The sequence below is a fragment of the Actinoplanes sichuanensis genome (genome assembly GCF_033097365.1).
In the GTDB taxonomy this organism is placed as follows: Bacteria; Actinomycetota; Actinomycetes; order Mycobacteriales; family Micromonosporaceae; genus Actinoplanes; species Actinoplanes sichuanensis.
This window is the reverse complement of sequence record NZ_AP028461.1, coordinates 8,871,484-8,892,346: the sequence shown is the minus strand read 5'-3', so window position 1 is coordinate 8,892,346 and position 20,863 is coordinate 8,871,484. Positions and strand designations below refer to the sequence as shown.

Genomic DNA, 20,863 nt, shown 5'->3' with positions numbered 1-20,863 from the left:
CGGGGATGTCCCGGCTCTCAACCCGGCCGGCCGATGGCCAGTAGATGAGAGCTAGCCGCAAGCAGTTCGGGGTAGGGCTCGGCCATCCGAGCCGCCGTCAGGGCGGACTCAAAAAGTCCCTCACTGGGCTCGGTGCCCGACTGTTCTACCGCCTTGAGAAGCGACCATGCAGGTCCCTCGATCCCGATCACGGTCACGTCCACAAGGCCGGCGTCGCGCATTTCATCAGCAAGCTCAGTGGCGCGATGAAAGTAGGCAAGCGTGAAGCCCCGGACCCCGTCATGGACAGACGTGCTGAGGATCGCGGAGATAGACGCCTGCAATCGCGCGGAATGTAAGTGCGCAAGAGCGGCATGCTCGAACAGTGAGGCGTACCGGTTAATCGCCGCAGCTGCGACAAGGCCACCGGGACGCACCACCCGCCGGGCCTCGCGGAGTGCTTGAATCCGATCGGCTTGATCAGGGAGGTGGTAAAGCGGACCCAGGAGTTGCACAACGTCGTAGCTCGCGTCAGCCGCCTCCAGCGAGCGAGCGTCGCCCAGCGACGCAGAACAGACCGTTGCGGCTTGTTCGACATGTCGGGCAACTGGATCGATCAAATCGACGTGGTATCCGTCGGCAACCAGCCATCGGGCATGCACGCCCGTCCCTCCCCCGACATCCAGCACTTTGGCTGGCGTCGACGGCAGGAATCGCCGGAGAATCTCCTGCGTTCGAAGCAGCTCAAGTCGGCCGTCTGCGGACATGCTCAGTCGGAGGCTTTCATCGATGATCCGCGTGTAGAACCGCTCGATCTCCGGCGCTAGCTCTGGGTTCGCCATCGCAACAGGCTATCCTGTGTACCGGTGGACCAGTCCAACATCACTATCGATCGGGGCACAGCTACCGGAAAGAGGGTCCATGGCGCTGTTGAAGTACGAGGAGATCGCAGAGTCTTTGCGGTCTCGGATTGCAGCCGGGGAGTTCGCGCCCGGTGAGACCATCCCCTCTGGGCGTGACCTGGCCGAACAGTGGTCCGTCGCGCGAGCCACCGTCGTCAAGGCGATGGATGTCCTCCGAGCCGACGGCGTGGTGGAGGCTAAGCAGGGGACGGGTTTCATCGTCACCGAGACACCTGTCGCACGCCCTTCGGGCGGTCGCAGAGCCGGATCGACGCGTGTAACAGGCGGCATGCCGTTCCTGCGCATTGGTGTGCCCGACTGGAGTGCTCCGCCGGCGCACATAGCCTCAGCGCTCGGTCTTGCGGCCGGGGTAGAGGCCCTGCGCCGCGTGCGTGTGCTGCAGATGCCTGATGGCACCCCTCACAGCTACGTGCAAGCCTGGTTCCCGCCCGACGTGGCCGAGCCGTCGCCCCGATTGGCTCAAACCGCTCCGATCGCGGAAGGCACCACTCGGTACGTGAGTCGGCAGACCGGCCGATTCCCCGTTGAAGGCGTGGACGTAACCACGGTGCGACTTGCAACGGCGGAGGAAGCAACCCACCTCGCGCTGCCGGAACCTGTCGCCGTAGCCGTGGTCCGACACACGGCGTTCGACAAGGATGGGCGACCGCTGGTCTGCGAAGAAGGCGTCACGCCGGGGTCGCTGTTCGAGCAGGTGGACACCTACTCGATGTAACGCAAGACTCGCCGATCAAGCTGGACCAGTCCACTGGTCCAGCTTTTTTATTGCTCCTGTAGGCGCATCTAGCAGGGAAAACGCTTGGCCGCATCACTCTCTTAAGCCGCAAGACACTTGACTGGACCGGTCCACCGGTCCAGTCTTTGTTTGTACCCGCTAGCTCGGTTAGCCGAGCAAGGCGGGATCGCCGGTCGGGCTCCGACACGGCGGAGGTGGCCTCGGCTACACCGTTCGTGATCGTCCCGCCGCGCACACGTTCTCTGAGAACTCCATAGAGCCGCTGGGTCGCACCTCCCCAGGGACGGAATCCCGAAAAGGTCGCCGCGCATGGGCGCTGGTCACCCATGCACCTTCTTCGTCATCTTCGCTGGTCAGCGCCGCGTCGGCCGCTCGTGTCGGTGTCGCGCTGACCCTTCCTATGGAGGAACATCCCGTGAGCGATCACGACTTCTACGCCGAGCCGACCGCCGCCGACCTGGCCGCGATCGAGTTCGAGGCGCCGCTGATCAACGCCCAGTTGGTCTGGCTGGACGCCGAGATCACGCTGTTGAGCGCGGCCGAGCGCGGTCGGGTCAGTGAACTGGACGTGCGCCGAGTGCGCCGCGCTGAGCGCGCGGTGATCCGCGAGACGTTCGCCCACGTGGCCCGGCTGACCCGCTCGCCGAGCCCGCGCCGCGCGGCCTGATGGGCCGTATCCGGGCCGCGTTCTACGACCCGACCGGCGACCGGTACGGCATCCCCACCTTTTGGTGGTGGGGTGCTCCGGCCGGTTACGCCACCCGCCGTCAACTGCGCGAACGCGGTCTCTGCCCCGGTGGTCAGCCGATCGCCGCTCAGATCATGTGGCGCGGCGTCGGTGGCGTCCGTGCCGCTTACCTGTACCGGCTCGACCTGGCCCGGCCGAAGCGCACCGCGACGCCGGCCGTCCGCGCGGCGCTCGACAAGGCGATGACGGCCCGCCGCACCTGCTCGACCTGCCGCACCGTCCGGCCCTACTGCATCCCGCGCTCGCTCGGCGAATGCCTTGAGTGTGCGTGACCTGCCCTTATCCCTGCTCCGAGAGGAACAGCCGATGACCGCCACGACCGCCCCGAGCGCCTACCCGCGCACTGTCGACGAACTGATCCCGCACGCTCGCGACCTGGCCAACCGGCTCGGCACGCTGCCGAGCCGCAACCAACTCATGAAGGCGTTCAAGGTCGGTGGACCGAAGGCAAACGCCCTGCTCGCGGCCCTCACCCAGTCCCCGGCCGCCCCGGTCGAGCCCGAGCCGGTCGAGCCGCCCCCGGCGGACGACACCCCGGAGGTCGAGCTTGAGCCCATCGCCGCCGAGCCGGTCGCCGAGCCCGCGGTGACCCCGGCGCCGCCGGTGCTGCCGTCGATCCACCCGGCCGACGAGATGGCGTGGGTTGGCATCACCCGGCCGCCCGCCGAGCCGGTCGAGCCGCCGGCGCCCGAGCCGACCCTGGTCGAGCCGGTCGCCGAGCCCGAGCCGAAGCGGCGCCGGCCGGTCGTGTGGCCGGTGCTGATCCTGTGTCTGCCCGCGTTCGTCGCGATCTGGGGCGGCTGGGTGGAGATGGGACGGCTGACCGGCTTCGGCATGGTCACGCTGCTTCCCGGGATCTCCGACTTCCAGATCAACACGGCGATCACGCTGCCGATCGGCATGGAAACCCTCGCCGCGTATGCGCTGTACGTGTGGCTGTCCGGCATGGTCACCGGCTCGGCGCTGCGGTTCGCGAAGTGGTGCGCGCTGACGTCGCTGACGCTCGGAGCGCTCGGGCAGATCGCCTATCACCTGATGGCCGCGTGGGGCTGGACGTCGGCTCCGTGGCCGATCACCGCCGCCGTGGCGTGCATCCCGGTCGCCGTGCTCGGCATGGGCGCCGCGCTGGCGCACCTGATGCATAAGTCCCGCTGATTTCGCCCGACGGCACGGCCCCAGGCCTGCAAGCACGTGCCGTGCCGTCGGCCTCCCATCCAGTCACCAGACCTTCAGGAGGTCACCAGTATGGCAAGCAACGTCATGGGTGCCGGGAACCGGCCGTACGTGGGCCGCACCGCCGCCGAGATCAAGGCCGATCAGGACCGGGCTCGCGCCGAGGACGCGGCCCGCGCCCGTACCGGCTCGGCCGCCGGCCGCGACCGCCGCTCGATCGGTAAGGGCGGTGGCCGCTGATGTCGGACAAGTGGATCAACGCCCAGCACGCCGAGGTTCAGGAACGCAACCGCCGCCAGCGCGAGGAGCAGATGCGCGAGGCTCAGCGCCTCGCCGACGAGCGCCGCGCCAAGCAGGGTCGGTGATCGCCGATGCCTCGCACCGGTGAGACCGCGATCGAGTACGCCCGCCGGGTCGCCGCCCGGCACGCTGGTGACCTGTTCATCGTGCGCCGGATGACGCTGACCACGGCGATCATCGCTCGGGCGCACGAGATCGGGATGCCCCGGGATCGGTGGCTGCCGGTCCTCGACGCCGCTCAGCGCCGCGCCCACCGGGAGTGGTCGCGGTGAGCGCCGCGACGTTCGCCGCCGTGTTCATCGCCCTGTGGGTTGCCCACCAGGTCGCCGATCACTGGGTCCAGACCCAGCATCAGGCCGACTGCAAGGGCGCCCCCGGGTGGACCGGCCGCATCGCGTGCGCCGCTCACGTGATCACGTACACCGCGACGGCGCTGGTGGCGGTGGCCGGTATGGCGGTCTCGCTCGGGCTCGCGCTGAGCCCGTGGCGGGTCGCCGCCGGGCTCGCCGTCTCGGCGATCACGCACTACGTCGCCGACCGGCGCACGCCGCTCAAGCGGCTCGCCGCGCTGTGCGGTGCCGACCGGTTCTACGCGCTCGGCGCTCCCCGGCCCGGCCGCGACGACAACCCGACGTTGGGCGGCGCCTACGCCCTCGATCAGTCCTTCCACTACGCGTGGCTGTTCGTGGCCGCGCTGATCATCGCCTGACCGGAAGGGGTCCGCTGATGGCCTCCCACGATCTGTCCACCGGAACGGCGGCCGAGCCTGCCGTCTACCCGATGCCCGCGCCGGGCGACGACGCCCGGTTCACGGTGGGCCTGACGATCGATGTCGGAAAGGTGCTCACCGAGCACGGCTACCCGCCGATCCGGTCCGGCGCCGACTACGTGCGTCTCCAGTCCGCACTGTTCGACTTCCTCTACACCTTGACCCCGTCCGGATCGGCGCTGCTCACACCCGTCGCAGACCCGGGCACGCCCGACCGGCTTCCGGCGGTGGCGTGATGGCGTCGGTCCTCGATCAGGCGACCGCGAACGTGCGGCGCCGCAGGCGCCGGGCGCTACAGCGGTGGCTGGAGCGGCACCCGACGGCCCGGGTCGCGGCCCGGGGCGGCCGGTGGGCCTGGCGACGCCGGGACCGGGTCGCCGCCGCCGCGCGGTGGACCGGCCGGGGCTTCAAGGCGACCGAGGCGAACGCGATCGACTGCGGCTACTGCGGCCGGTCGGTGCCGGTCGCCGACGCCGAGCGGCACATCGAGCGGCACAACCGCGCCGCCGAGCGCGACGCGAACCGTACGGACCCCCGGCAGCCTGCCACCCGGCGCAAGCCGTCACCCCGGCCGCGCCCGGCCACCGACCCGGCGCCGGCCCGACCGGCGCCGCGCCCTACCGCTTCGACCGGAAGGACCGCCACTGTGGCAACCCAGGAAACGATCGCGCTCTCCCGCGCCGCGCGCACGATCGGCGAGATGGACCCGCGTACCGCGTGGGACCTCGACGCCGAGCTGGCCGGGATGGCGACCGCCATGCTCACTTTGGCCGAGAACGTTGGTCAGTGGGTCGAGCGCCTCGACGTGATGCGCGTCGACCCCCGGGTGACCGGGCCGACCGCCGACGCCATCGCCCAGTTCGCCGAGGCGTCCGGCACGTTCTCCCGCTCCCGGCTCGTCTTCCGGCGCCTGTACGCCGCTCAGTTCGAGGCGGCCGAGACCAACGTCCGGCAGATCCGCCGTGACGACTTCTGGAACCAGCAAGCCGCCTGACACACCGCTGCTCAACCCCCGTCCGGGGCCGGTCACCGCCGCTGGTGACCGGCCCCGGCTCGTCTTCCCGCACCGCTCGTCTGTCTGGAAAGGACACCCGCTGTGAAGCGCCGCAAGTCGCAAGACCTGTACGTCGGGCTCGGTCCGACCACGCACCGGCACCCGGTGCTGCACGCGCTCGGCGCGGCGGCGTACCGGTGGCGGTGGCAGCTCACCCCGCTCTACGTCGCCCTCCCTCTGCCGATCGTCGGGTGGGGCCTGGCCCTGATGTGGGCTCACCTGGCCGGCGGCTGGTTCATCGGCGTGTACGCCGTCGCGCTGGCATGCCTGGTGGCGTGGCTGCTGATCGGCATGCACCGCCTCTACGACCGGATCTACACCAGTGCCGTCGCCCTGGTGGCGCTGGCCTGGCTGTTCGCCCTGGCCGTGCACCCCGGCACCGGCTACCTGTACGGGCTGTGGGCGCTCGGCTGGCCGCTGGTCGGTCTCGGCTGGTGGTGCGGCCCGACACTGCGGTCGGCCGCCGCGCTGGACCGCATGCGCAAGCGCTGGGACTCGGTCGCTGAGCTGGCCGGGATCGCCGGCGCGAAGCTCACCGGCGTCAAGACCACCGCCGTCGGCCGGGTGCTGTCGGTCGTGCTGCCCGGCAACAACACCGCCAAGGACGTCAACCGCGACCGCATCGAGTCCGGCTACCAGTACCGGCGCGGCTCGGTGACGGTCGTGCCGGACAAGACCAACGCGCGCCGCGTGAGCCTGCACATCGTCGACCGCGACCCGTGGGAGTCCGGCCGCACCATCGCCCACCCAGCCATCGCCAACCTGCCCCAACCCGAGACGACCCGCGACGAGAACGGCCCGGAGGCTGCCTGATGAAAACCACCACGACCCGTCCGCTCGACCGGCTGACCCTGTGGACGCCGGGCAAGCGCCGCATCACCGACGGCATCCCGTTCGGCGAGCGCGCCGACCGGTCGCCGATGATGCTCGACCTGTGGACCCGCGAGCACGGCGCGCGTCACCCGCTGATGGGCGGCGCGTCCGGCTCGGGCAAGACCAACACCCTCAACGTCATCACCTGCGGCCTCGCCGCATGCGGAGACACGGTGATCTGGGCCATCGAGGTCGCCAAAGCCGGCCAGGGACAGGCCGCGTGGCTGCCCTGCTTCGATTGGCTGGCCACCCGCCTCGAAGAGGCCGTGGCCATGCTCGAAGCGGCGGTCGCCATCATCGACGCCCGCTCCCGCATCCTGGCCGCAGCTGCGGCACTCGGCAAGGGCGACGACAAGGTGGTACCGACGCCCGACCTGCCGCTACTCGTCATCATCATCGACGAAGCCGCGGCGCTGTTCGGGATCAAGACCGGCGACTCGAACCGGGTCGAGCTGGCAGCGCAGGCAACCGAACTGGCCCGGCAGGTTGCCCAGACCGGCCGGTCGGCCGGCGTCTCGGTGCTCGTCACCACCCAGCGGCCGACCGTCGCCGCGCTCGGCGACGACGGCGACTTCCGCTCGCAGCTGCACCCGAACCTGTGTCTGCGGATGAACCGCCGCGCCGACGTCGGCTTCGTCCTGCAGAACGTCGACCTCGACACCGTCGACACGACGCTGTTCAACGTGCCGGGTCTGCTGTATGTGCAGGACGGTCCGGACGTCGACCCGCTCCCGGTCCGCTCGTACGCGCTGTTCCAGCCACCGATCGTCAACCGGCTCGCCCGGGCATTCGCGACCGCCCGGCCGTCCCTGGAGGCGGTGGCCCTCGACGCGGCCGGAGAGGCGTACGCCGAGCGGCCGGCCGACCCGTTCCAGACGCCCGCCACGCGGCCAGCGCCCCGACCGGCCGACCGGGGTGGAGACAACGCGGCCAAGCCGCGCCGTGGCCGCGCGGCGGCCGGCGAAGCCCTCGACGCGGCGCGTGCGGCGGTCGGCGCCGACCTGGCTGACCTTCCGGCGGTGCCGCTGACCGACCTGGCAGCCGATAGCACGCAGATCGAGGCCGACGACGCGCCGGTGATCGACGCCATCACGGCTGTGCTGGCCGATGCCGGACCTAACGGCCTGACCGCTACCGAGATCACCGCCGGGGTGAAGAAACGGCGCGGCGCCGCTCACCGGGGCAGCGTCCACCGCGTTCTGCGGACGCTGGTCGACGGCGGACAAGCCCGCCGCGTACCGGTCGGCAAGGGCTACCGCTACCACCCCACCACCACCCCGGAGAGTAACGCGGCGTGACTGTCGCGTCGTGTCGCGTGGGGTGTCGCGGACCGTCGCACGGGAGGCGTTCTAGCTCTCCTACGCGCGCCCGCGCGCCTGCACGCACGCGCTCGCGCGCATTGGGCGCCCTCTCGCGCGCCGGCACGCGACCGCGCGACACAACACGCGCACGCGTCACGCTACGTAACCATACGAGGAGATGGATCATGCCCGTCCCGCGCGGTCCGAGCGGTCGCCCGGACCGACCGAACTTCCGCAACGACGCGCCGCTGAGCGGACTGGAGATCTGGCTCAACGGCACGCACGACGAGTTGGACGCCGCGCTGACCGCCCTCGACAGCGCCGGGCGGCTGGTCTGGCGTTCCGAGCGCCGGCGGCTGCACGGCGCGGGCGACGCCGGTCGTCACAGCGTCTACATCCGGATCGCGGTCGCCGAATCCGCACGGCCGGAACCGCGCCGTCGACCGGCGCCGGCGGGTGACGTCTTCGATCTGGAGATCGCCTGATGAGCCGCGCTGTCCCGTGCGGCCACTGGATCGGTGGCGAGCGCCGCTACTGCCTTGCCACCGACCACGTGCGCCCCTACCTGCCCGGTCCGCGTTGTCCCGCGCACACCCCGGCCGCGCTGGTCGGCCGCGCGGACGCGCCGTCCGTGATCAACCGTTGGGAGCAGACCATGCCCGACCACGTCCCGACGCTGCCCGCCGCGCTCGCGCTGGCCGCCGAGGGCTACCCCGTCTTCCTGCTCGGCCGCTCCAAGCGGCCGGTCGCCAACTGCGCTCTCTGCCCGAAAGCCGAGATCGACCCCGACCGGGCGCACGACCCGCAAGCGTGCGATCACCTGACCTGTCACGGCTTCTACGCCGCTACCCGCGACCCGGCGCGGATCAACGCCATGTACCAGCGCGTGCCGGGCGGCCTGCTCGCGATCCGGACCGGCCGGATCTGCGACCTGTGCGTGATCGACATCGACCCGCGCAACGGCGGCACGATCGACCGCGACCTGATGCCGCCGACCCGCGCCGTACGGACCGGGTCGGGCGGGTGGCACCTGTACTACCGCCACCCCGGCGGCGATCTCTCTAGCAAGCTGCGCGACCACCCCGGCGTCGACATCAAGGCGTGCGGCGGCTACATCGTCGCCCCGCCCTCGATCCACCCCGACACCGGTGAGCCGTACCGACGCGTCGGCGACCGGCCCGTGATCGAGATGCCCCGCGCGCTGGTCGGGCTGGCCCGGCCGATCGAGGCGCCCAGCGCGACACCCGCCGGCACCGTCACTCCACTCCATCGGGGGGAGGGCATCTCAGACCCGGCCGCCCTGCTCGCCGCCAACCTGGCCGCCATCGCCCACGCCCCCGAGGGCACCCGCCGCAACACGATCTACGGCGCCGCCCGTGGCGTGGCCCGCATGGTCGCCGCCGGCGCACTCACCGCCGACGCCGCACACGCCGCGCTCTACCAAGCCGGACGCACGGCCGGGCAGTCAGACCGTGACACCCGCGCCGCCATCACGGGCGGATTCCGGGCCGAAGGCGTCGCACTGCTGGCGGTGGCAGCATGATCCGCCACGTCCGCCGACAGGGCCGGCCGCTGCTGCTCGATCTGTTCTGCTGCTCCGGCGGGGCAAGCTCCGGGTACCACGCGGCCGGGTTCGACGTGACCGGCGTGGACATCGCCGACCGGCCGCGCTACCCGTACCGGTTCGTCCGTGACGACGCGTTGACCCACCTGCACCGCCTGATCCGTACCGGTGAGGTACGCCGGTATGCGCTGATCCACACCTCGCCGCCCTGCCAGGACGGCTGCACGCTCACCGCCGGTACCAACCGGGCGATGGGCTGGGGCCGCGATCACGTCCAACTCATCCCTGATCTGCGTCGACTGCTCGACCGCTCCGGCGTGCCGTACGTCATCGAGCAACCCAACGGCACCGCACCGGTCCGCAAAGACATCACGCTCTGCGGGGAGATGTTCGGGCTCGGCGTGATCCGCCACCGCAACTTCGAGTTGGGCGGCTGGACGACCGCCCGACCGGCGCACGTGCGGCACCGGGGCCGGGTGCGCGGATGGCGGCACGGCGTCTACCACGACGGCCCGTACGTCGCCGCGTACGGCGACGGCGGCGGCAAGGCGTCCGTGGCCGAGATGCAGGCGGCGATGGGCATCGACTGGACCGACGTACGAGAGGAACTGACCGAGGCCATCCCGCCCGCCTACGCCGCGTGGCTGGGTAGAGCCTTCCTCAAAACCGCAGGATTTACGGCGGACCCCCGCGAACTCCACGCACTCCACGGAAAATCCTTCGGCACGAGGGCAGCGGCATGATCGCCGTCCGATCACCACTGCTGTTCCTCGGCAGCCACCAACCCGGATGGCTCGGCAAGGCCGGGGTACCGCTGTTCGTCTCCGACACCCGGCTACGGGTCTACAAGACGCTGCCTCGCGCAGCTGCGCCGTGGGCGTGCGACTCCGGCGGCTTCACCGAACTCCAGAAGTTCGGCCGCTGGACGATCAGCACCCGCGACTACATCGCCCGGCTCCGCCGCTACCGCGACGAGATCGGCCACCTGCGATGGAACGCACCCCAAGACTGGATGTGCGAAGACATCGTCATCAACGGCGGACAAGCCGGCCCGATCCGCTTCGCCGGCACCGGCCTTTCCGTGGCCGAACACCAGCGCAAGACCGTGCTCAACTACGGCGACATGCTCGACCTGGCCCCTGACCTCGACACCATCCCGGTAGTCCAAGGACAGGCCCCGGACGACTACGTCCGGTGCGTCGATCTCTACTGGCAGCTGTTGCGGATCGACCTGACCACGCTACCGCTGGTCGGGGTCGGCTCGGTGTGCCGCCGCCAGGGCACCAAAGAGGCCGGCCGCATCCTGCGAGCCCTGCACATGCGCGGCGTGCGGCGCCTGCACGGGTTCGGCTTCAAGACCCTCGGGCTGACCGCCTACGGCCATCTGCTGACCTCCGCCGACTCCCTCGCGTGGTCGGACGTGGCCCGCAAGATGCGCCGTCCTGCACTACCCGAATGCGTCGCCGCCGCTCGGCACAAGAACTGCGCGAACTGCCTGCCCTACGCGCTGCACTGGCGCACCAACGTCTTGTCCGCCGCAGCTGCGCGACGGGCGGAACCTGCCCTATTCGACCTGGAGGCCGCAGCATGACGAAACCCCACCGGGTGATCGAGGGACCGGCGATCCTCGACCGCCTACACGCCGCACTCACCAAGTACGTCGTGCTCCCGTCGCCGGAAGCGATCGACGCCACCGTGTTGTGGATCGCCGCGACGCACGCACAGCAGGCGTGGGCGCACGCGCCCCGGCTGGTGATCCGCGCCCCGGAGAAGCGCTGCGGGAAGTCGCGGCTGCTCGACATCGTGGAAGGCACGTCGTGCAACCCGCTGATCACGGTCAACGCGTCCACGGCGGCGGTGTACCGGTCGATCGGCTCAGACGACCCGCCGACCCTGCTGGTTGACGAAGCCGACACGATCTTCGGTGGCAAGGCGGCCGAGGCCAACGAGGAGTTGCGCGGCCTGCTCAACGCCGGTCACCAGCGCAACCGGCCCACGATCCGGTGGGACAACGCCAACCGCAAAGTCGAGAAGATCGCCACGTTCGCCATGGCCGCGCTCGCCGGGATCGGCCAGATGCCCGACACCATCGAGGACCGGGCCGTGGTGATCCGGATGCGCCGCCGCGCGCCGGGGGAGACCGTCTCGCCGTACCGGCACCGCCGCGACGGGGTAGCGCTTCGGCAGGTCGCCAACGACCTCAACGAGTGGCTACGCGGCAACCTGGCCGCGCTGGAGAAGGCCGAGCCGGAGATGCCGCTGGAGGACCGGGCGGCGGACACGTGGGAACCGCTGATCGCCGTCGCCGACCTGGCCGGTGGGGAGTGGCCCGACCGGGGCCGCGAGGCGGCGCTGACCCTGACCGCCGAGCGGGACAACAACACCGTGGCGTCCGAGCGCATCCGCCTGCTGATGGACTGTCGGCGGGCGTTCGGTCACGCGGACGAGATCCCGTCGGTCGTGCTGCTCGACCGGCTCAAGGCCGACCCGGAAGCGCCATGGGCCGAGTACAACAACGGCGCCGGCCTTACGCCGATGAAGCTCGGGATGCTGCTCAAGGAGTACGAGATCACCTCCGGCAACATCCGCTTCACCCCGGAACAGGCCAGGGCCTACAACCTCACGTCTGACCAGGCCAAGGGCTACAAGCGCGAGGACTTCCACGACGCGTGGCAGCGCTACTGCCCGCCGCCTGGCCCGGAGACAGAGGCAAGCCGTCCCGAGCCGTCCCAGCCGTCCCAGCCCAGCTCAGGCCCGGGACGGCTTGTCCTCGTGGGACGGCTTGAGCCGTCCCAACTCGCCATCGACACCGAGATGCCCCCGCCGCTAGTTGATGTCCGTGGGACGGCTTAAGCCGTCCCAGCCCCGCAAGCCGTCCCAGGGCTGACCTGCACTGGGACGGCTGGGACGGCTTGGGACGGCTTCACGCCCACAACGGGACATCACCCGCCAGCCCTCACCGAAATCCCGACCGCCTGAAAGCCGCACAGCCGATCCGAGCCATGTCCTACCCCTTAGACACCCCGGATGTTGGCTCTACGGCGCTCTCAACGGGCCGATGTACGGCCCTCTCTCGCTAACCAGCAACACACCCATGGAAGGAGGTCCGCCGCTCCCGTTCGGCGGTCAGCGCCGCCATGGGTTGCCCCAACATGCCCTCTCCCAGGGAGGCCGGACCCCATGGCACGCACCTTTCTGACCTTGACTGACTTCCTCGCCGAGCTGGACGTTCCGAAGTCGACCTTCTTCCGTTGGAAGGCACTCGGCCAGGCACCCCGTACCTACAAGCTGCCGAATGGGCAGCTCCGCATCCGCCGTACCGACTTCGACGCGTGGCTGTCGAGCCGTGAGGAGCAGCAGGCCGCATGAGCACTTTCGATGTCCGCGTTCACAGCGTGCTGGTCAACAAGCTCGCGAAGGGCACCTCATATACCGTCCGATGGGTCGTCGCCGGCAAGCCGTTCCGGGACACGTTCGCGACTCGGGCACTCGCCGACAGCTTCCGATCGAAGCTGGTCGTCGCTCAGCGAGAGGGCGTCGCGTTCGACGAGACGCGCGGTCTGCCCGAGCCGATGGCCCGCGCTCTCAACGCCCGATCGTGGTACGACCACGCGACCGCCTACGTCGATGTGAAATGGCCCCGCGCCTCAGCCAAGCATCGCAAGGGCATCGCCGAGTCGCTGGCCACCGTCACGCCCGTGCTGCTCTCGACCACCAGGGGGGCGCCGAGCGACAAGGCCATCCGCGCCGCCCTTTACGGCTGGTCGTTCAACAAGGCGCGTCGCGACGCCGGAGACCCGCCCGCCGAGTTGGCGACTGCCGTTCGGTGGCTGGAGTCCAATACCGTCGACCTGTCCGCTCTGACCGATGCCGCCCTGATCAGGAAGTGCCTCGACACGATCGCGCTTCGCACGAAGGACGGCGGACCGGCATCCCCGAGCACCATCGCCCGGAAGCGCGCGATCTTCTCTGGCGCTCTCAAGTACGCGGTCGAACTGCGGTTACTGGAGGTACACCCGCTGTCGCTCGTGAGTTGGATCGCCCCGAAGCATGACGACGAGGTCGATCGCAAGGCGGTGGTCAACCCGACGCAAGCTCGCGCGCTGCTCGCCGCCGTTCGCGACCGTACGCCCGAACTGGTGGCGTTCTTCGGCTGCATGTACTACGCGGCGCTGCGGCCCGAGGAGGTGCTGAACCTCAGGGAGGACGAGTACGAGCGACCCAAGGTAGAGGGTGGGTGGGGCGTCTTGAACCTCACCGGTTCGACGGTCGCCGTTGGGCACGGGTGGGGCGACGAGGCCGGCACCATCGAGCGTCGCGGGCTCAAACACCGGGCCAAGAGCGCGACGCGTCCGGTTCCCGCGCCGCCGCCTCTTTGCGCCCTGCTCGACCACCACATCGGCAAGTACAAGCCCGCACCGGACGGCAGGCTGTTCGTCACCCGGCGCGGCCCCGGCGGGCGCTACGTGCCGACGCTCGGCCAGCCCATCCCCAGCAACTCCTACGGCAAGGCGTGGCGCGATGCACGCGAGGCCACCCTTACGCCCGTTCAACTCCGGTCGCCGCTCGCGAAGCGTCCCTACGACCTGCGGCACGCCGCTGTGTCGCTCTGGCTGAACGCGGGCGTCCCCGCGACCCAGGTCGCAGAGTGGGCCGGACACAGCGTCCACGTCCTCATGCGGGTGTATGCGAAGTGCATCTACGGGCAGGACGAGGCGTCCCGTCGGCGGGTCGAAGCGGCACTCGGCCTGACACAACCGGCCGCTCAGAACGCCGCCTGATCGCCGACACGTATACGACACGACCAGTGAGATCGAGCGGTTCCGGGTGAGACCCAGTGGGACCAACGAAAGAAGCCCTTCACCGGCGTTTTCGCTGGTGAAGGGCTTCTTTTGCCTGCCTGTGGCGGGTAGAGGATTCGAACCTCTGTAGCTTTCGCGACGGATTTACAGTCCGCTCCCATTGGCCGCTCGGGCAACCCGCCTGGGCAACCACCCCGGTCTCCCGCGGCGGCGGACATAAGAATAGCCGTAGCGCGAACCGCATCAACAACCGGGTACGGTCGGCATGTCGCGGGCCCTCGGGAGCCCGCTGTAGAGCATCGACAAGCATCCAGTCGCAGGAGTCTGATCATGGCAGCCAACCCGTCGTTCGACATCGTGAGCAAGGTCGACCGGCAGGAGGTCGACAACGCTTTCAACCAGGCGGAGAAGGAGCTCGGGACCCGGTTCGACTTTCGGGGTACCGGGACGAGTGTCGCCAAGTCGGGGGAGGCGTTCACGATCACCTCGGAGACCGAGGAGCGGGCCACGGCCGCGCTCGACGTCTTCAAGGAGAAGCTGGTGAAGCGCAACATCTCGTTGAAGTCGCTGGACGCGGGGGAGCCCCGGCAGTCCGGCAAGACCTGGAAGATCGACCTGAAGGTGGTCGAGGGCATCGAGGCCGACAAGGCCAAGGCGATCAGCAAGAAGATCCGTGACGAGGGGCCGAAGGGTGTGCAGGCGCAGATCCAGGGCGACCAGCTCCGGGTCACCGGTAAGAAGCGTGACGATCTGCAGGCCGTGATCGCCCTGCTCAAGCAGGAGGACTTCGGCGTCGCCCTGCAGTTCAACAACTACCGCTGACGGGGGATCGGCCGGCCAGACCGGGCGGCCGTACCTCGAAAGACGCGCCGATCGGCGAAAAGACGCGCAGACTGGGGCCATGAGCACGGCGGCGGCCCTGATCGGGTTGGTGCTGGCGGTGTTCGGGGCCCGGATGCTGGTGACCGGCACCGCTCCCGGCATGATCGCCCGCTCCTTCCGCACGCCCCGGCAGGCCGGTGGTTATCACCTGCTGTTCGGTACGGCCGTGCTGGTCTTCGTCCTGGGCGCGACCCAGCTCACCGAACTGGCGGCGATGATCGCGACGCTGGTGGCGGTGGCGATGGTCGCGGTGGCGGTGGTCTACTTCCGGCCCGGCAGTCGCAGCCGCGACCACGAGGAGTGATCTCGGCCACAGACGCCCGAATCCGGGCCGCCTAGGAATGAGACATGGACCTGACCGATGCCGTTCTTTCGTTCGCCGTGCTCGGGGCGCTGCTGACGATCACGCCGGGACTGGACACCGCGCTGGTGCTGCGGGCCGCGATCACGATGGGCCGGGGCCCGGCGTTCGCGACCGCGCTCGGCATCAACGCGGGTGCGCTGGCCTGGGGCGCGGCGGCCGCGGTGGGTGCGTCGGCGCTGCTGGCGGCGTCCGAGGTGGGCTACACGTTGCTGCGGCTGGCCGGTGCCGCCTACATGATCTACCTGGGTGCGCGGATGATCTGGGGCGCGTCGAAGAACGGCCCGGAGGTCGAGGTGCAGGTGGCGACCGCCACCTTCTGGAGCACGTTCGGCCGCGGTCTGCTGACGAATCTGCTGAACCCCAAGGTGGGCGCCTTCTATCTGGCGGTGCTGCCGCAGTTCGTGCCGCCGCAGGCCGATCCGCTGACGACCGGCCTGCTGCTGGCCCTGGTGCATGACGTCGAGGGCCTGCTCTGGTTCACGATGATCATTCTGGGCGCGCAGGCGGCCCGGCGTTTCCTGGCCCGGCGGGCGGTTCGGCGTACCGTCGATGCCGGGACCGGGGTGGTCCTTGTCGGTTTCGGCGTGCGGCTGGGGCTGTCCAGCCGGTAGGGGGCTGTGGTGATCGACCCGGTGGTGGACGCTTCGTGGATCGCGGATCGCCAGGTGGTGCTCGCCGACGTCAGGTGGTATCTGGACGGAAGGTCCGGCCGGGAGGCCTACCAGCGCGGACATCTGCCGGGCGCGGTCTTCGTCGACCTGGACAGGGCACTCGCGGGCCCGGCGTCGCCGGCCGAGGGCCGGCATCCGCTGCCGGATCCGGAGGTGTTCGCGGCGGCGATGGCGGCGGCCGGAATTCAAGATCAAGATCAGATCATCGCGTACGACGACGCGGGCGGAGTGGTGGCGTCGAGGTTGGTTTGGTTGCTCCGGGCGACGGGGCATGACGCAGCGCTGCTGGACGGTGGCTTGACCGCCTGGTCGGGTGAGCTGACCACGGAGATTCCGGTCCGCCCCGCGTCGAAGTTCACCGCCCGCCCGTGGCCCGCCGACCGCCTGGCCTCGCTGGAGGAGACGGTGTCCTGGGCGGGCCCGGTGCTGGACGCCCGGGACGCGCCTAGGTTCCGCGGTGAGACGGAGCCGGTCGACCCGCGGCCCGGCCACATCCCCGGCGCGCGAAACGTGCCCTGCCGTGACAATGTCGGCCCCGATGGGCGTTTTCTGTCCCCGGCCACGCTGCGCGAGCGGTTCGCCGCCGCGGGCGTGGAGGCCGCCGCCGACGTGATCTCGTATTGCGGCTCAGGCGTGACCGCCTGCCACAACCTGATCGCCCTGGAGCACGCCGGCCTGGGCGCCGGCCGCCTGTTCCCGGGTTCCTGGTCGCAGTACAGCCACACCGACCGCCCGGCCGCCACCGGCGACTGACTCAGTCGGCGGCTCGGCCACCCGCGTCGGCGGCCCAACGCTGGTGCGACTCCCAGGCGGCCTGCTTGGTGGTGCCGAGGGCGGCCCCGATCCGGGTCCAGGAGGCGCCGGCCGCGCGGGCCGCACGCATCATGGCCTGCCGCCCGTAGCCGGCCTTCCGGATGATCACTTCGCTGAGCGCGAGCATCTCCAGGATCTCATCGGCGGAGAGGGCGGGCTCCACGTCGGGATCCATCGCGGCGAGGGCGTCACGCATACGCAAGGCGTCGAATCTGGTCGTCGCCGTCGTAAGGGTGTGTTGCTGCTCCAACTCGTCCGGAGTACTCATTTCGAACAGCCTTCCGTCAGGATGCCCTGACGTCAATGCACCTTGACGGTTCCGAAAGAATTTGTCCGTCTTTACCGCCTAAATCGCCTGTAAAGCCGCCAATTCTTCAGTAGGAGGCCGGAGCCCTTGCTCAACCGTTCGGCCAGGATTTGCCGGAGCGTCGACGCGACCCGCCGATGAACGCTCCCTGTCGCACAACCGGTGTGGCACCATCATGTGACCCCCACCTGATACGCATACATCCCTACAAGAGGAGCGAGCCATGTTTGCAAGAAAACTGAGCCGCCTCGCCGGCTTGGTCTTCGTGCTCGCAGTTGTCATCGGTGGCACGGGCGTTGGGGCGGCTGTCTCCTACGACACCAGCGCCGTGGTGCTCAACTCCACTCAGTTCGAGTGGGACTGAGGTCTTAGCCGACGTCTACAGACCCGGGCGGACTGAGCCGGCGGGAGAGGTTCTCAATGGTCAAGCGTCCCCCGGCTCCGCGAGGTGGTGCACAGCGGGCTTGGCTCATCACTTACCCGCTGGCCGTATTCGCCGTCGTCTGCTTCAGCAGCTTCTGGATCGATTCGTTCGCTGACCCAGACTGGGACTGGTCCCGGTCCTGGCTCCTCGCCATACCTTTCTTCATCGCGTATCACGTTTCCTACCGTGACGTCTTCAACATCGTCATCTGGCGGACCACGTTCGTCGTCTCGGTGACCGACGTACCTCTGGTCCTCGCGTTCTTCTTCCTGCCGCCGCCGATGGTGATCCTGGTGGTCAGCGGTGCGATGCTGGCGCATCAGCTCCGATCCCGCGTCCCGGTCACCAAGCTCTCCTTCAATGTGGCGAAGTCGGCTGCCGGCACGTCGGCGGGGTTGCTCCTGATTCTGGCCATGCCGGACATCGACCACGCCCGGGCGGACCCCTCCGCGTGGGCGATCCTGGCCGGGGCGGTCATCCTGTCCGCGCTGGTCGAACTCTTCAGCCTCGTCGGCGTGTTCTGTCTGGTCCAAGGCCTCCGCACCGGCCGTGACGCCCTCCGCGCCGGGTTGTCCGCGATGACCGTGACCGGCATCAACGTCGTGGTCGGCCTGGTGTTCCTGGTGGCGTTGAAGGCCAATCCGTGGTCCGCGGTGCTGCTGGCCATCCTGGTCGCCGCCCTGGTGATGATCCTCAGGTCGTATGCCGAGTTCTTCCGGCGCCACACCACCCTTGCCGACGTCTACGAGCTCACTCAGGCCGTGCGTGATCAGAGCGCCCAGAGCGGCCTTCCGGACGTGTTGCTCGGCCGGGTCCGGTCGCTCATGCAGTCCGAGTACGCGACGCTCTGGTTGGCTCCACAGGGTCGGCATCCCGAGGTCATGCTCACCGCCCGGGTCGAGCACGCGGGGTTGCTGGACATCGCGCCCACGCCGGACGAGATCCGCCAGCGCGCCGTCCAGGCGAAGACCGCGCTCGGTGTCGGCGCCCGTTTCCCCGGCGCCGCGGATCTACGGCCTCGACTGCAGGCGGCGAAGGTCAAGGACGTCATCGTGATCCCGCTGCGATCCGGGCAGGCGATCATCGGGACTCTCGAGGCGGTGAACCGGATCGGCGACACCCGTACCTTCCGCGAGACCGACGTGCAGGTGCTGGAGACGATCGCCGCGCACGCCGCGGTCGCGGTGGAGAACTCGCGGCTGGTCGACCGGCTGCGCTACGACGCGTACCACGATCGGCTGACCGGCCTGCCGAACCGCCGTCGGGTGATCGACGCGCTCGCCGAGGCGATCACGGTTCGGGCCGAGGACGAGGTCGTCGCGATCATGCTGTTCGACGTCGACGGCCAGCGGAACGTGAACGAGTCGATGGGTCACGCGGCGGGCGACAAGCTGCTGGTCGAGACGGCCGACCGGATCCGCGGCATAGCCGACCCGGGCGCGCTGGTCGGCCGGATCGGCGGTGACGAGTTCGTGGTCACGCTGCGGGCGCCGAGCATCGACGCGACGATCGAGATCGCCACCCGGATGCGCGAGCGGCTGCGCGGCCCGATGGCCGTCGGCTCGCTGACCCTGGATGTGAACACCGCGGTGGGCGTCTCGGTTTACCCCGACCACGGCAGTGATCCGGAGTCGCTGCTGCAGCGGGCCGAGTTGGCCGCCAACGCCGCCAAGGTCCTGCCGTACGGTGTGCAGCCCTTCCACCCGGCGCTGGAGTCCCGTGCCGTCCGTCGACTGGGGATCGCCGCCGACCTGCGCCGGGCTCTCGACAACGACCAGCTGGAGGTCTACTTCCAGCCGAAGGTGACACTCGCCGACCGGCACGTGGTGGGTGTCGAGTGTCTGGCCCGCTGGGTGCATCCGGCGCACGGTGAGGTCGCCCCGGAGGACTTCGTGGCGGTGGCCGAGCACACCGGTCAGCTGGCCCGGCTCACCGAGTCGGTGCTGGTGGCCGGTTTACGCAGATGCCGGGCGTGGGCCGACGCGGAGCGGCCGTTCGCGATAGCGGTGAACCTGTCGGCCCGGATCCTGCTGGACTCCCGCTTCCCCGAGCTGGTCCGGGAGCTGCTGGAGGAGCATCGGGTGGATCCGGGGCTGGTCACTTTCGAGATCTCCGAGCCGGGCATGCTCAGCGACATCGAGCGGGTCCTGCCGTCCCTCTACCGGCTACGTGACCTGGGTGTCCGACTGAGTGTCGACGACTTCGGCACCGGCGCCTCCTCGCTGGCCTATCTGCGGCAGTGGCCGGTGCACGAGGTGAAGATCGACGACAGCTTCGTGCAGGGGATGGCGACCGACTCCGGTGACCTGGCGATCGTCCGGGCGGTGATCGGGCTCTCCCGCGAGTTCGGTCTCACCGTGGTGGCCGAGGGCGTGGAGAGCGAGCTCACCCTGGAGCTGCTGGAGGAGATGGGCTGCGAGATCGGCCAGGGTTACCTGTTCAGCCGGCCGCTTCCGTTCGAGCGGCTGGAGGCCTGGCTGAACGCTCAGACCGAGCCGGAGTCCACTCCGACCGGTGAGGTCAGAAGGCTACGAGCGGTGATCTGACCAGGTATTTCAGGGGAAGGGGGGTACTGATTTCACCCCCGCTCCAGGGCCGTGTAGTCTTACTCCTGCAGCAAGCGAGAGATCGCAATCAAGCGGTTGATCGCACGCGGCAAGCCCCCTTAGCTCAGTCGGCAGAGCGTCTCCATGGTAAGGAGAAGGTCTACGGTTCGATTCCGTAAGGGGGCTCTACCGGGTTCGTTCCGCCTTGCCTGGCGCTGGACATGTGAGCCTGGCTCGGCGGTGTAGCTCAGATGGCAGAGCAAGCGGCTCATAATCGCTGTGTCGCCGGTTCAAGTCCGGCCACCGCTACTTTCCTGTGGAACCCCAACCTGGGGCACCACTTTGCGAAGCGGCGGACCGAGCGTCTACGCTGGTTCGTCGTCAGTAAGTAAACCGTTAGCAGGAAGGCACCCCGCCGTGGCCAAGGCGACCGACGTCCGTCCGAAGATCACCCTGGCGTGCACGGAGTGCAAGGACCGGAACTACATCACCAAGAAGAACCGGCGTAACGACCCGGACCGCGTGGAGCTGAAGAAGTTCTGCCCCCGCGACGGGAAGCACACCCTGCACCGCGAGACGCGCTGAGCGTACCGCCAAGATCCTCAACACCGCGCCGTCCGGATTCGTCCGGGCG

28 protein-coding genes and 3 tRNA genes are annotated in these 20,863 nt (G+C 69.5%); 28 read left to right on the top strand and 3 right to left on the bottom strand.

Features of this window, described 5'->3' with window-relative positions; all coding sequences use genetic code 11:
* Window positions 1–17: 17 nt before the first annotated feature.
* A complete protein-coding gene (locus tag Q0Z83_RS40870; protein WP_317788761.1) occupies window positions 18–821 on the bottom strand; it encodes a class I SAM-dependent methyltransferase in 804 nt (267 codons plus the stop codon).
* A gap of 79 nt (window positions 822–900) precedes the next feature.
* Here Q0Z83_RS40870 and Q0Z83_RS40865 point away from each other — a divergent pair, with 79 nt between their 5' ends.
* From Q0Z83_RS40865 to Q0Z83_RS40775, 19 genes are all read left to right on the top strand, one after another.
* Complete coding sequence (locus Q0Z83_RS40865) at window positions 901–1,617, top strand: GntR family transcriptional regulator (RefSeq protein ID WP_317788760.1); 717 nt, start codon at window positions 901–903, stop codon at window positions 1,615–1,617.
* Between the two features lie 436 nt (window positions 1,618–2,053).
* Window positions 2,054–2,305 carry a DUF6284 family protein gene (locus Q0Z83_RS40860; protein WP_378078864.1) on the top strand — a complete coding sequence of 84 codons (252 nt, stop codon included), beginning with the start codon at window positions 2,054–2,056 and terminating at the stop codon, window positions 2,303–2,305.
* Window positions 2,305–2,658: an RRQRL motif-containing zinc-binding protein gene (locus tag Q0Z83_RS40855; protein ID WP_317788756.1), complete on the top strand. Its 354-nt coding sequence runs from the start codon at window positions 2,305–2,307 to the stop codon at window positions 2,656–2,658. Before Q0Z83_RS40860 ends, Q0Z83_RS40855 begins: the two co-directional genes overlap by 1 nt.
* 34 nt (window positions 2,659–2,692) lie before the next feature.
* Window positions 2,693–3,541 (top strand): ABC transporter permease, encoded by an 849-nt coding sequence (locus Q0Z83_RS40850; protein ID WP_317788755.1) that lies wholly within the window; start codon window positions 2,693–2,695, stop codon window positions 3,539–3,541.
* A gap of 90 nt (window positions 3,542–3,631) precedes the next feature.
* Complete coding sequence (locus Q0Z83_RS40845; RefSeq protein ID WP_317788754.1) at window positions 3,632–3,799, top strand: hypothetical protein; 168 nt, start codon at window positions 3,632–3,634, stop codon at window positions 3,797–3,799.
* Window positions 3,799–3,924 (top strand): hypothetical protein, encoded by a 126-nt coding sequence (locus Q0Z83_RS40840; protein WP_317788753.1) that lies wholly within the window; start codon window positions 3,799–3,801, stop codon window positions 3,922–3,924. The genes Q0Z83_RS40845 and Q0Z83_RS40840 overlap by 1 nt, the downstream gene beginning before the upstream one ends.
* A gap of 6 nt (window positions 3,925–3,930) precedes the next feature.
* Window positions 3,931–4,131 carry a hypothetical protein gene (locus Q0Z83_RS40835; protein ID WP_317788752.1) on the top strand — a complete coding sequence of 67 codons (201 nt, stop codon included), beginning with the start codon at window positions 3,931–3,933 and terminating at the stop codon, window positions 4,129–4,131.
* Entirely contained in the window at window positions 4,128–4,568 is a 441-nt protein-coding gene (locus Q0Z83_RS40830; protein WP_317788751.1) for a DUF3307 domain-containing protein, read from the top strand. Before Q0Z83_RS40835 ends, Q0Z83_RS40830 begins: the two co-directional genes overlap by 4 nt.
* 17 nt (window positions 4,569–4,585) lie before the next feature.
* A complete protein-coding gene (locus tag Q0Z83_RS40825; protein ID WP_317788749.1) occupies window positions 4,586–4,864 on the top strand; it encodes a hypothetical protein in 279 nt (92 codons plus the stop codon).
* Window positions 4,864–5,622, top strand: coding sequence for a hypothetical protein (locus Q0Z83_RS40820; RefSeq protein ID WP_317788748.1), 759 nt, complete (start codon window positions 4,864–4,866; stop codon window positions 5,620–5,622). The genes Q0Z83_RS40825 and Q0Z83_RS40820 overlap by 1 nt, the downstream gene beginning before the upstream one ends.
* A gap of 102 nt (window positions 5,623–5,724) precedes the next feature.
* Window positions 5,725–6,495 (top strand): G protein-coupled receptor family protein, encoded by a 771-nt coding sequence (locus Q0Z83_RS40815; protein ID WP_317788747.1) that lies wholly within the window; start codon window positions 5,725–5,727, stop codon window positions 6,493–6,495.
* Window positions 6,495–7,853 (top strand): cell division protein FtsK, encoded by a 1,359-nt coding sequence (locus tag Q0Z83_RS40810; RefSeq protein WP_317788746.1) that lies wholly within the window; start codon window positions 6,495–6,497, stop codon window positions 7,851–7,853. Before Q0Z83_RS40815 ends, Q0Z83_RS40810 begins: the two co-directional genes overlap by 1 nt.
* Window positions 7,854–8,041: 188 nt before the next feature.
* Window positions 8,042–8,341 (top strand): hypothetical protein, encoded by a 300-nt coding sequence (locus Q0Z83_RS40805; protein ID WP_317788745.1) that lies wholly within the window; start codon window positions 8,042–8,044, stop codon window positions 8,339–8,341.
* Window positions 8,341–9,399, top strand: coding sequence for a bifunctional DNA primase/polymerase (locus tag Q0Z83_RS40800; RefSeq protein ID WP_378078865.1), 1,059 nt, complete (start codon window positions 8,341–8,343; stop codon window positions 9,397–9,399). The genes Q0Z83_RS40805 and Q0Z83_RS40800 overlap by 1 nt, the downstream gene beginning before the upstream one ends.
* The gene (locus tag Q0Z83_RS40795; RefSeq protein ID WP_317788744.1) at window positions 9,396–10,163 is read left to right on the top strand and encodes a DNA cytosine methyltransferase; all 768 of its coding nucleotides are present in this window, start codon (window positions 9,396–9,398) and stop codon (window positions 10,161–10,163) included. Before Q0Z83_RS40800 ends, Q0Z83_RS40795 begins: the two co-directional genes overlap by 4 nt.
* Window positions 10,160–11,011, top strand: a complete 852-nt coding sequence (locus Q0Z83_RS40790) for a deazapurine DNA modification protein DpdA family protein (RefSeq protein ID WP_317788743.1) — start codon at window positions 10,160–10,162, stop codon at window positions 11,009–11,011. Before Q0Z83_RS40795 ends, Q0Z83_RS40790 begins: the two co-directional genes overlap by 4 nt.
* Window positions 11,008–12,273 (top strand): DUF3631 domain-containing protein, encoded by a 1,266-nt coding sequence (locus tag Q0Z83_RS40785; protein WP_317788742.1) that lies wholly within the window; start codon window positions 11,008–11,010, stop codon window positions 12,271–12,273. The genes Q0Z83_RS40790 and Q0Z83_RS40785 overlap by 4 nt, the downstream gene beginning before the upstream one ends.
* Window positions 12,274–12,621: 348 nt before the next feature.
* Window positions 12,622–12,789, top strand: a complete 168-nt coding sequence (locus Q0Z83_RS40780; RefSeq protein WP_378078866.1) for a helix-turn-helix transcriptional regulator — start codon at window positions 12,622–12,624, stop codon at window positions 12,787–12,789.
* Window positions 12,786–14,201 carry a tyrosine-type recombinase/integrase gene (locus Q0Z83_RS40775; RefSeq protein ID WP_378078868.1) on the top strand — a complete coding sequence of 472 codons (1,416 nt, stop codon included), beginning with the start codon at window positions 12,786–12,788 and terminating at the stop codon, window positions 14,199–14,201. Before Q0Z83_RS40780 ends, Q0Z83_RS40775 begins: the two co-directional genes overlap by 4 nt.
* 122 nt (window positions 14,202–14,323) lie before the next feature.
* Here Q0Z83_RS40775 and Q0Z83_RS40770 read toward each other — a convergent pair.
* Window positions 14,324–14,404, bottom strand: a tRNA-Tyr gene (locus Q0Z83_RS40770).
* 148 nt (window positions 14,405–14,552) lie between these two features.
* Between Q0Z83_RS40770 and Q0Z83_RS40765 the strand changes: the two genes are divergently transcribed.
* The 4 genes from Q0Z83_RS40765 (at window position 14,553) to Q0Z83_RS40750 (ending at window position 16,892) form a co-directional block, all read left to right on the top strand.
* Complete coding sequence (locus Q0Z83_RS40765; RefSeq protein WP_317788741.1) at window positions 14,553–15,044, top strand: YajQ family cyclic di-GMP-binding protein; 492 nt, start codon at window positions 14,553–14,555, stop codon at window positions 15,042–15,044.
* Between the two features lie 79 nt (window positions 15,045–15,123).
* Entirely contained in the window at window positions 15,124–15,408 is a 285-nt protein-coding gene (locus Q0Z83_RS40760; protein WP_317788740.1) for a hypothetical protein, read from the top strand.
* Between the two features lie 44 nt (window positions 15,409–15,452).
* Window positions 15,453–16,079 (top strand): LysE family translocator, encoded by a 627-nt coding sequence (locus tag Q0Z83_RS40755; protein WP_317788739.1) that lies wholly within the window; start codon window positions 15,453–15,455, stop codon window positions 16,077–16,079.
* Window positions 16,080–16,088: 9 nt separating this feature from the next.
* Window positions 16,089–16,892: a sulfurtransferase gene (locus Q0Z83_RS40750; protein ID WP_317788738.1), complete on the top strand. Its 804-nt coding sequence runs from the start codon at window positions 16,089–16,091 to the stop codon at window positions 16,890–16,892.
* Between the two features lies 1 nt (window position 16,893).
* Here the strand turns inward: Q0Z83_RS40750 and Q0Z83_RS40745 are convergent, their stop codons facing one another.
* Window positions 16,894–17,220: a hypothetical protein gene (locus Q0Z83_RS40745; protein ID WP_317788737.1), complete on the bottom strand. Its 327-nt coding sequence runs from the start codon at window positions 17,218–17,220 to the stop codon at window positions 16,894–16,896.
* A gap of 262 nt (window positions 17,221–17,482) precedes the next feature.
* On the opposite strand from Q0Z83_RS40745, the gene Q0Z83_RS40740 reads away from it, so the two are divergent.
* The 5 genes from Q0Z83_RS40740 (at window position 17,483) to rpmG (ending at window position 20,814) form a co-directional block, all read left to right on the top strand.
* Window positions 17,483–17,623, top strand: a complete 141-nt coding sequence (locus Q0Z83_RS40740; protein ID WP_317788736.1) for a hypothetical protein — start codon at window positions 17,483–17,485, stop codon at window positions 17,621–17,623.
* A gap of 56 nt (window positions 17,624–17,679) precedes the next feature.
* Window positions 17,680–20,229, top strand: coding sequence for a putative bifunctional diguanylate cyclase/phosphodiesterase (locus tag Q0Z83_RS40735; RefSeq protein WP_317788735.1), 2,550 nt, complete (start codon window positions 17,680–17,682; stop codon window positions 20,227–20,229).
* 113 nt (window positions 20,230–20,342) lie between these two features.
* A tRNA-Thr gene (locus Q0Z83_RS40730) sits at window positions 20,343–20,415 on the top strand.
* A 50-nt stretch (window positions 20,416–20,465) separates the two neighbouring features.
* A tRNA-Met gene (locus tag Q0Z83_RS40725) sits at window positions 20,466–20,538 on the top strand.
* 108 nt (window positions 20,539–20,646) lie between these two features.
* The gene (gene rpmG, locus Q0Z83_RS40720; protein WP_014687739.1) at window positions 20,647–20,814 is read left to right on the top strand and encodes a 50S ribosomal protein L33; all 168 of its coding nucleotides are present in this window, start codon (window positions 20,647–20,649) and stop codon (window positions 20,812–20,814) included.
* Window positions 20,815–20,863: the final 49 nt, after the last annotated feature.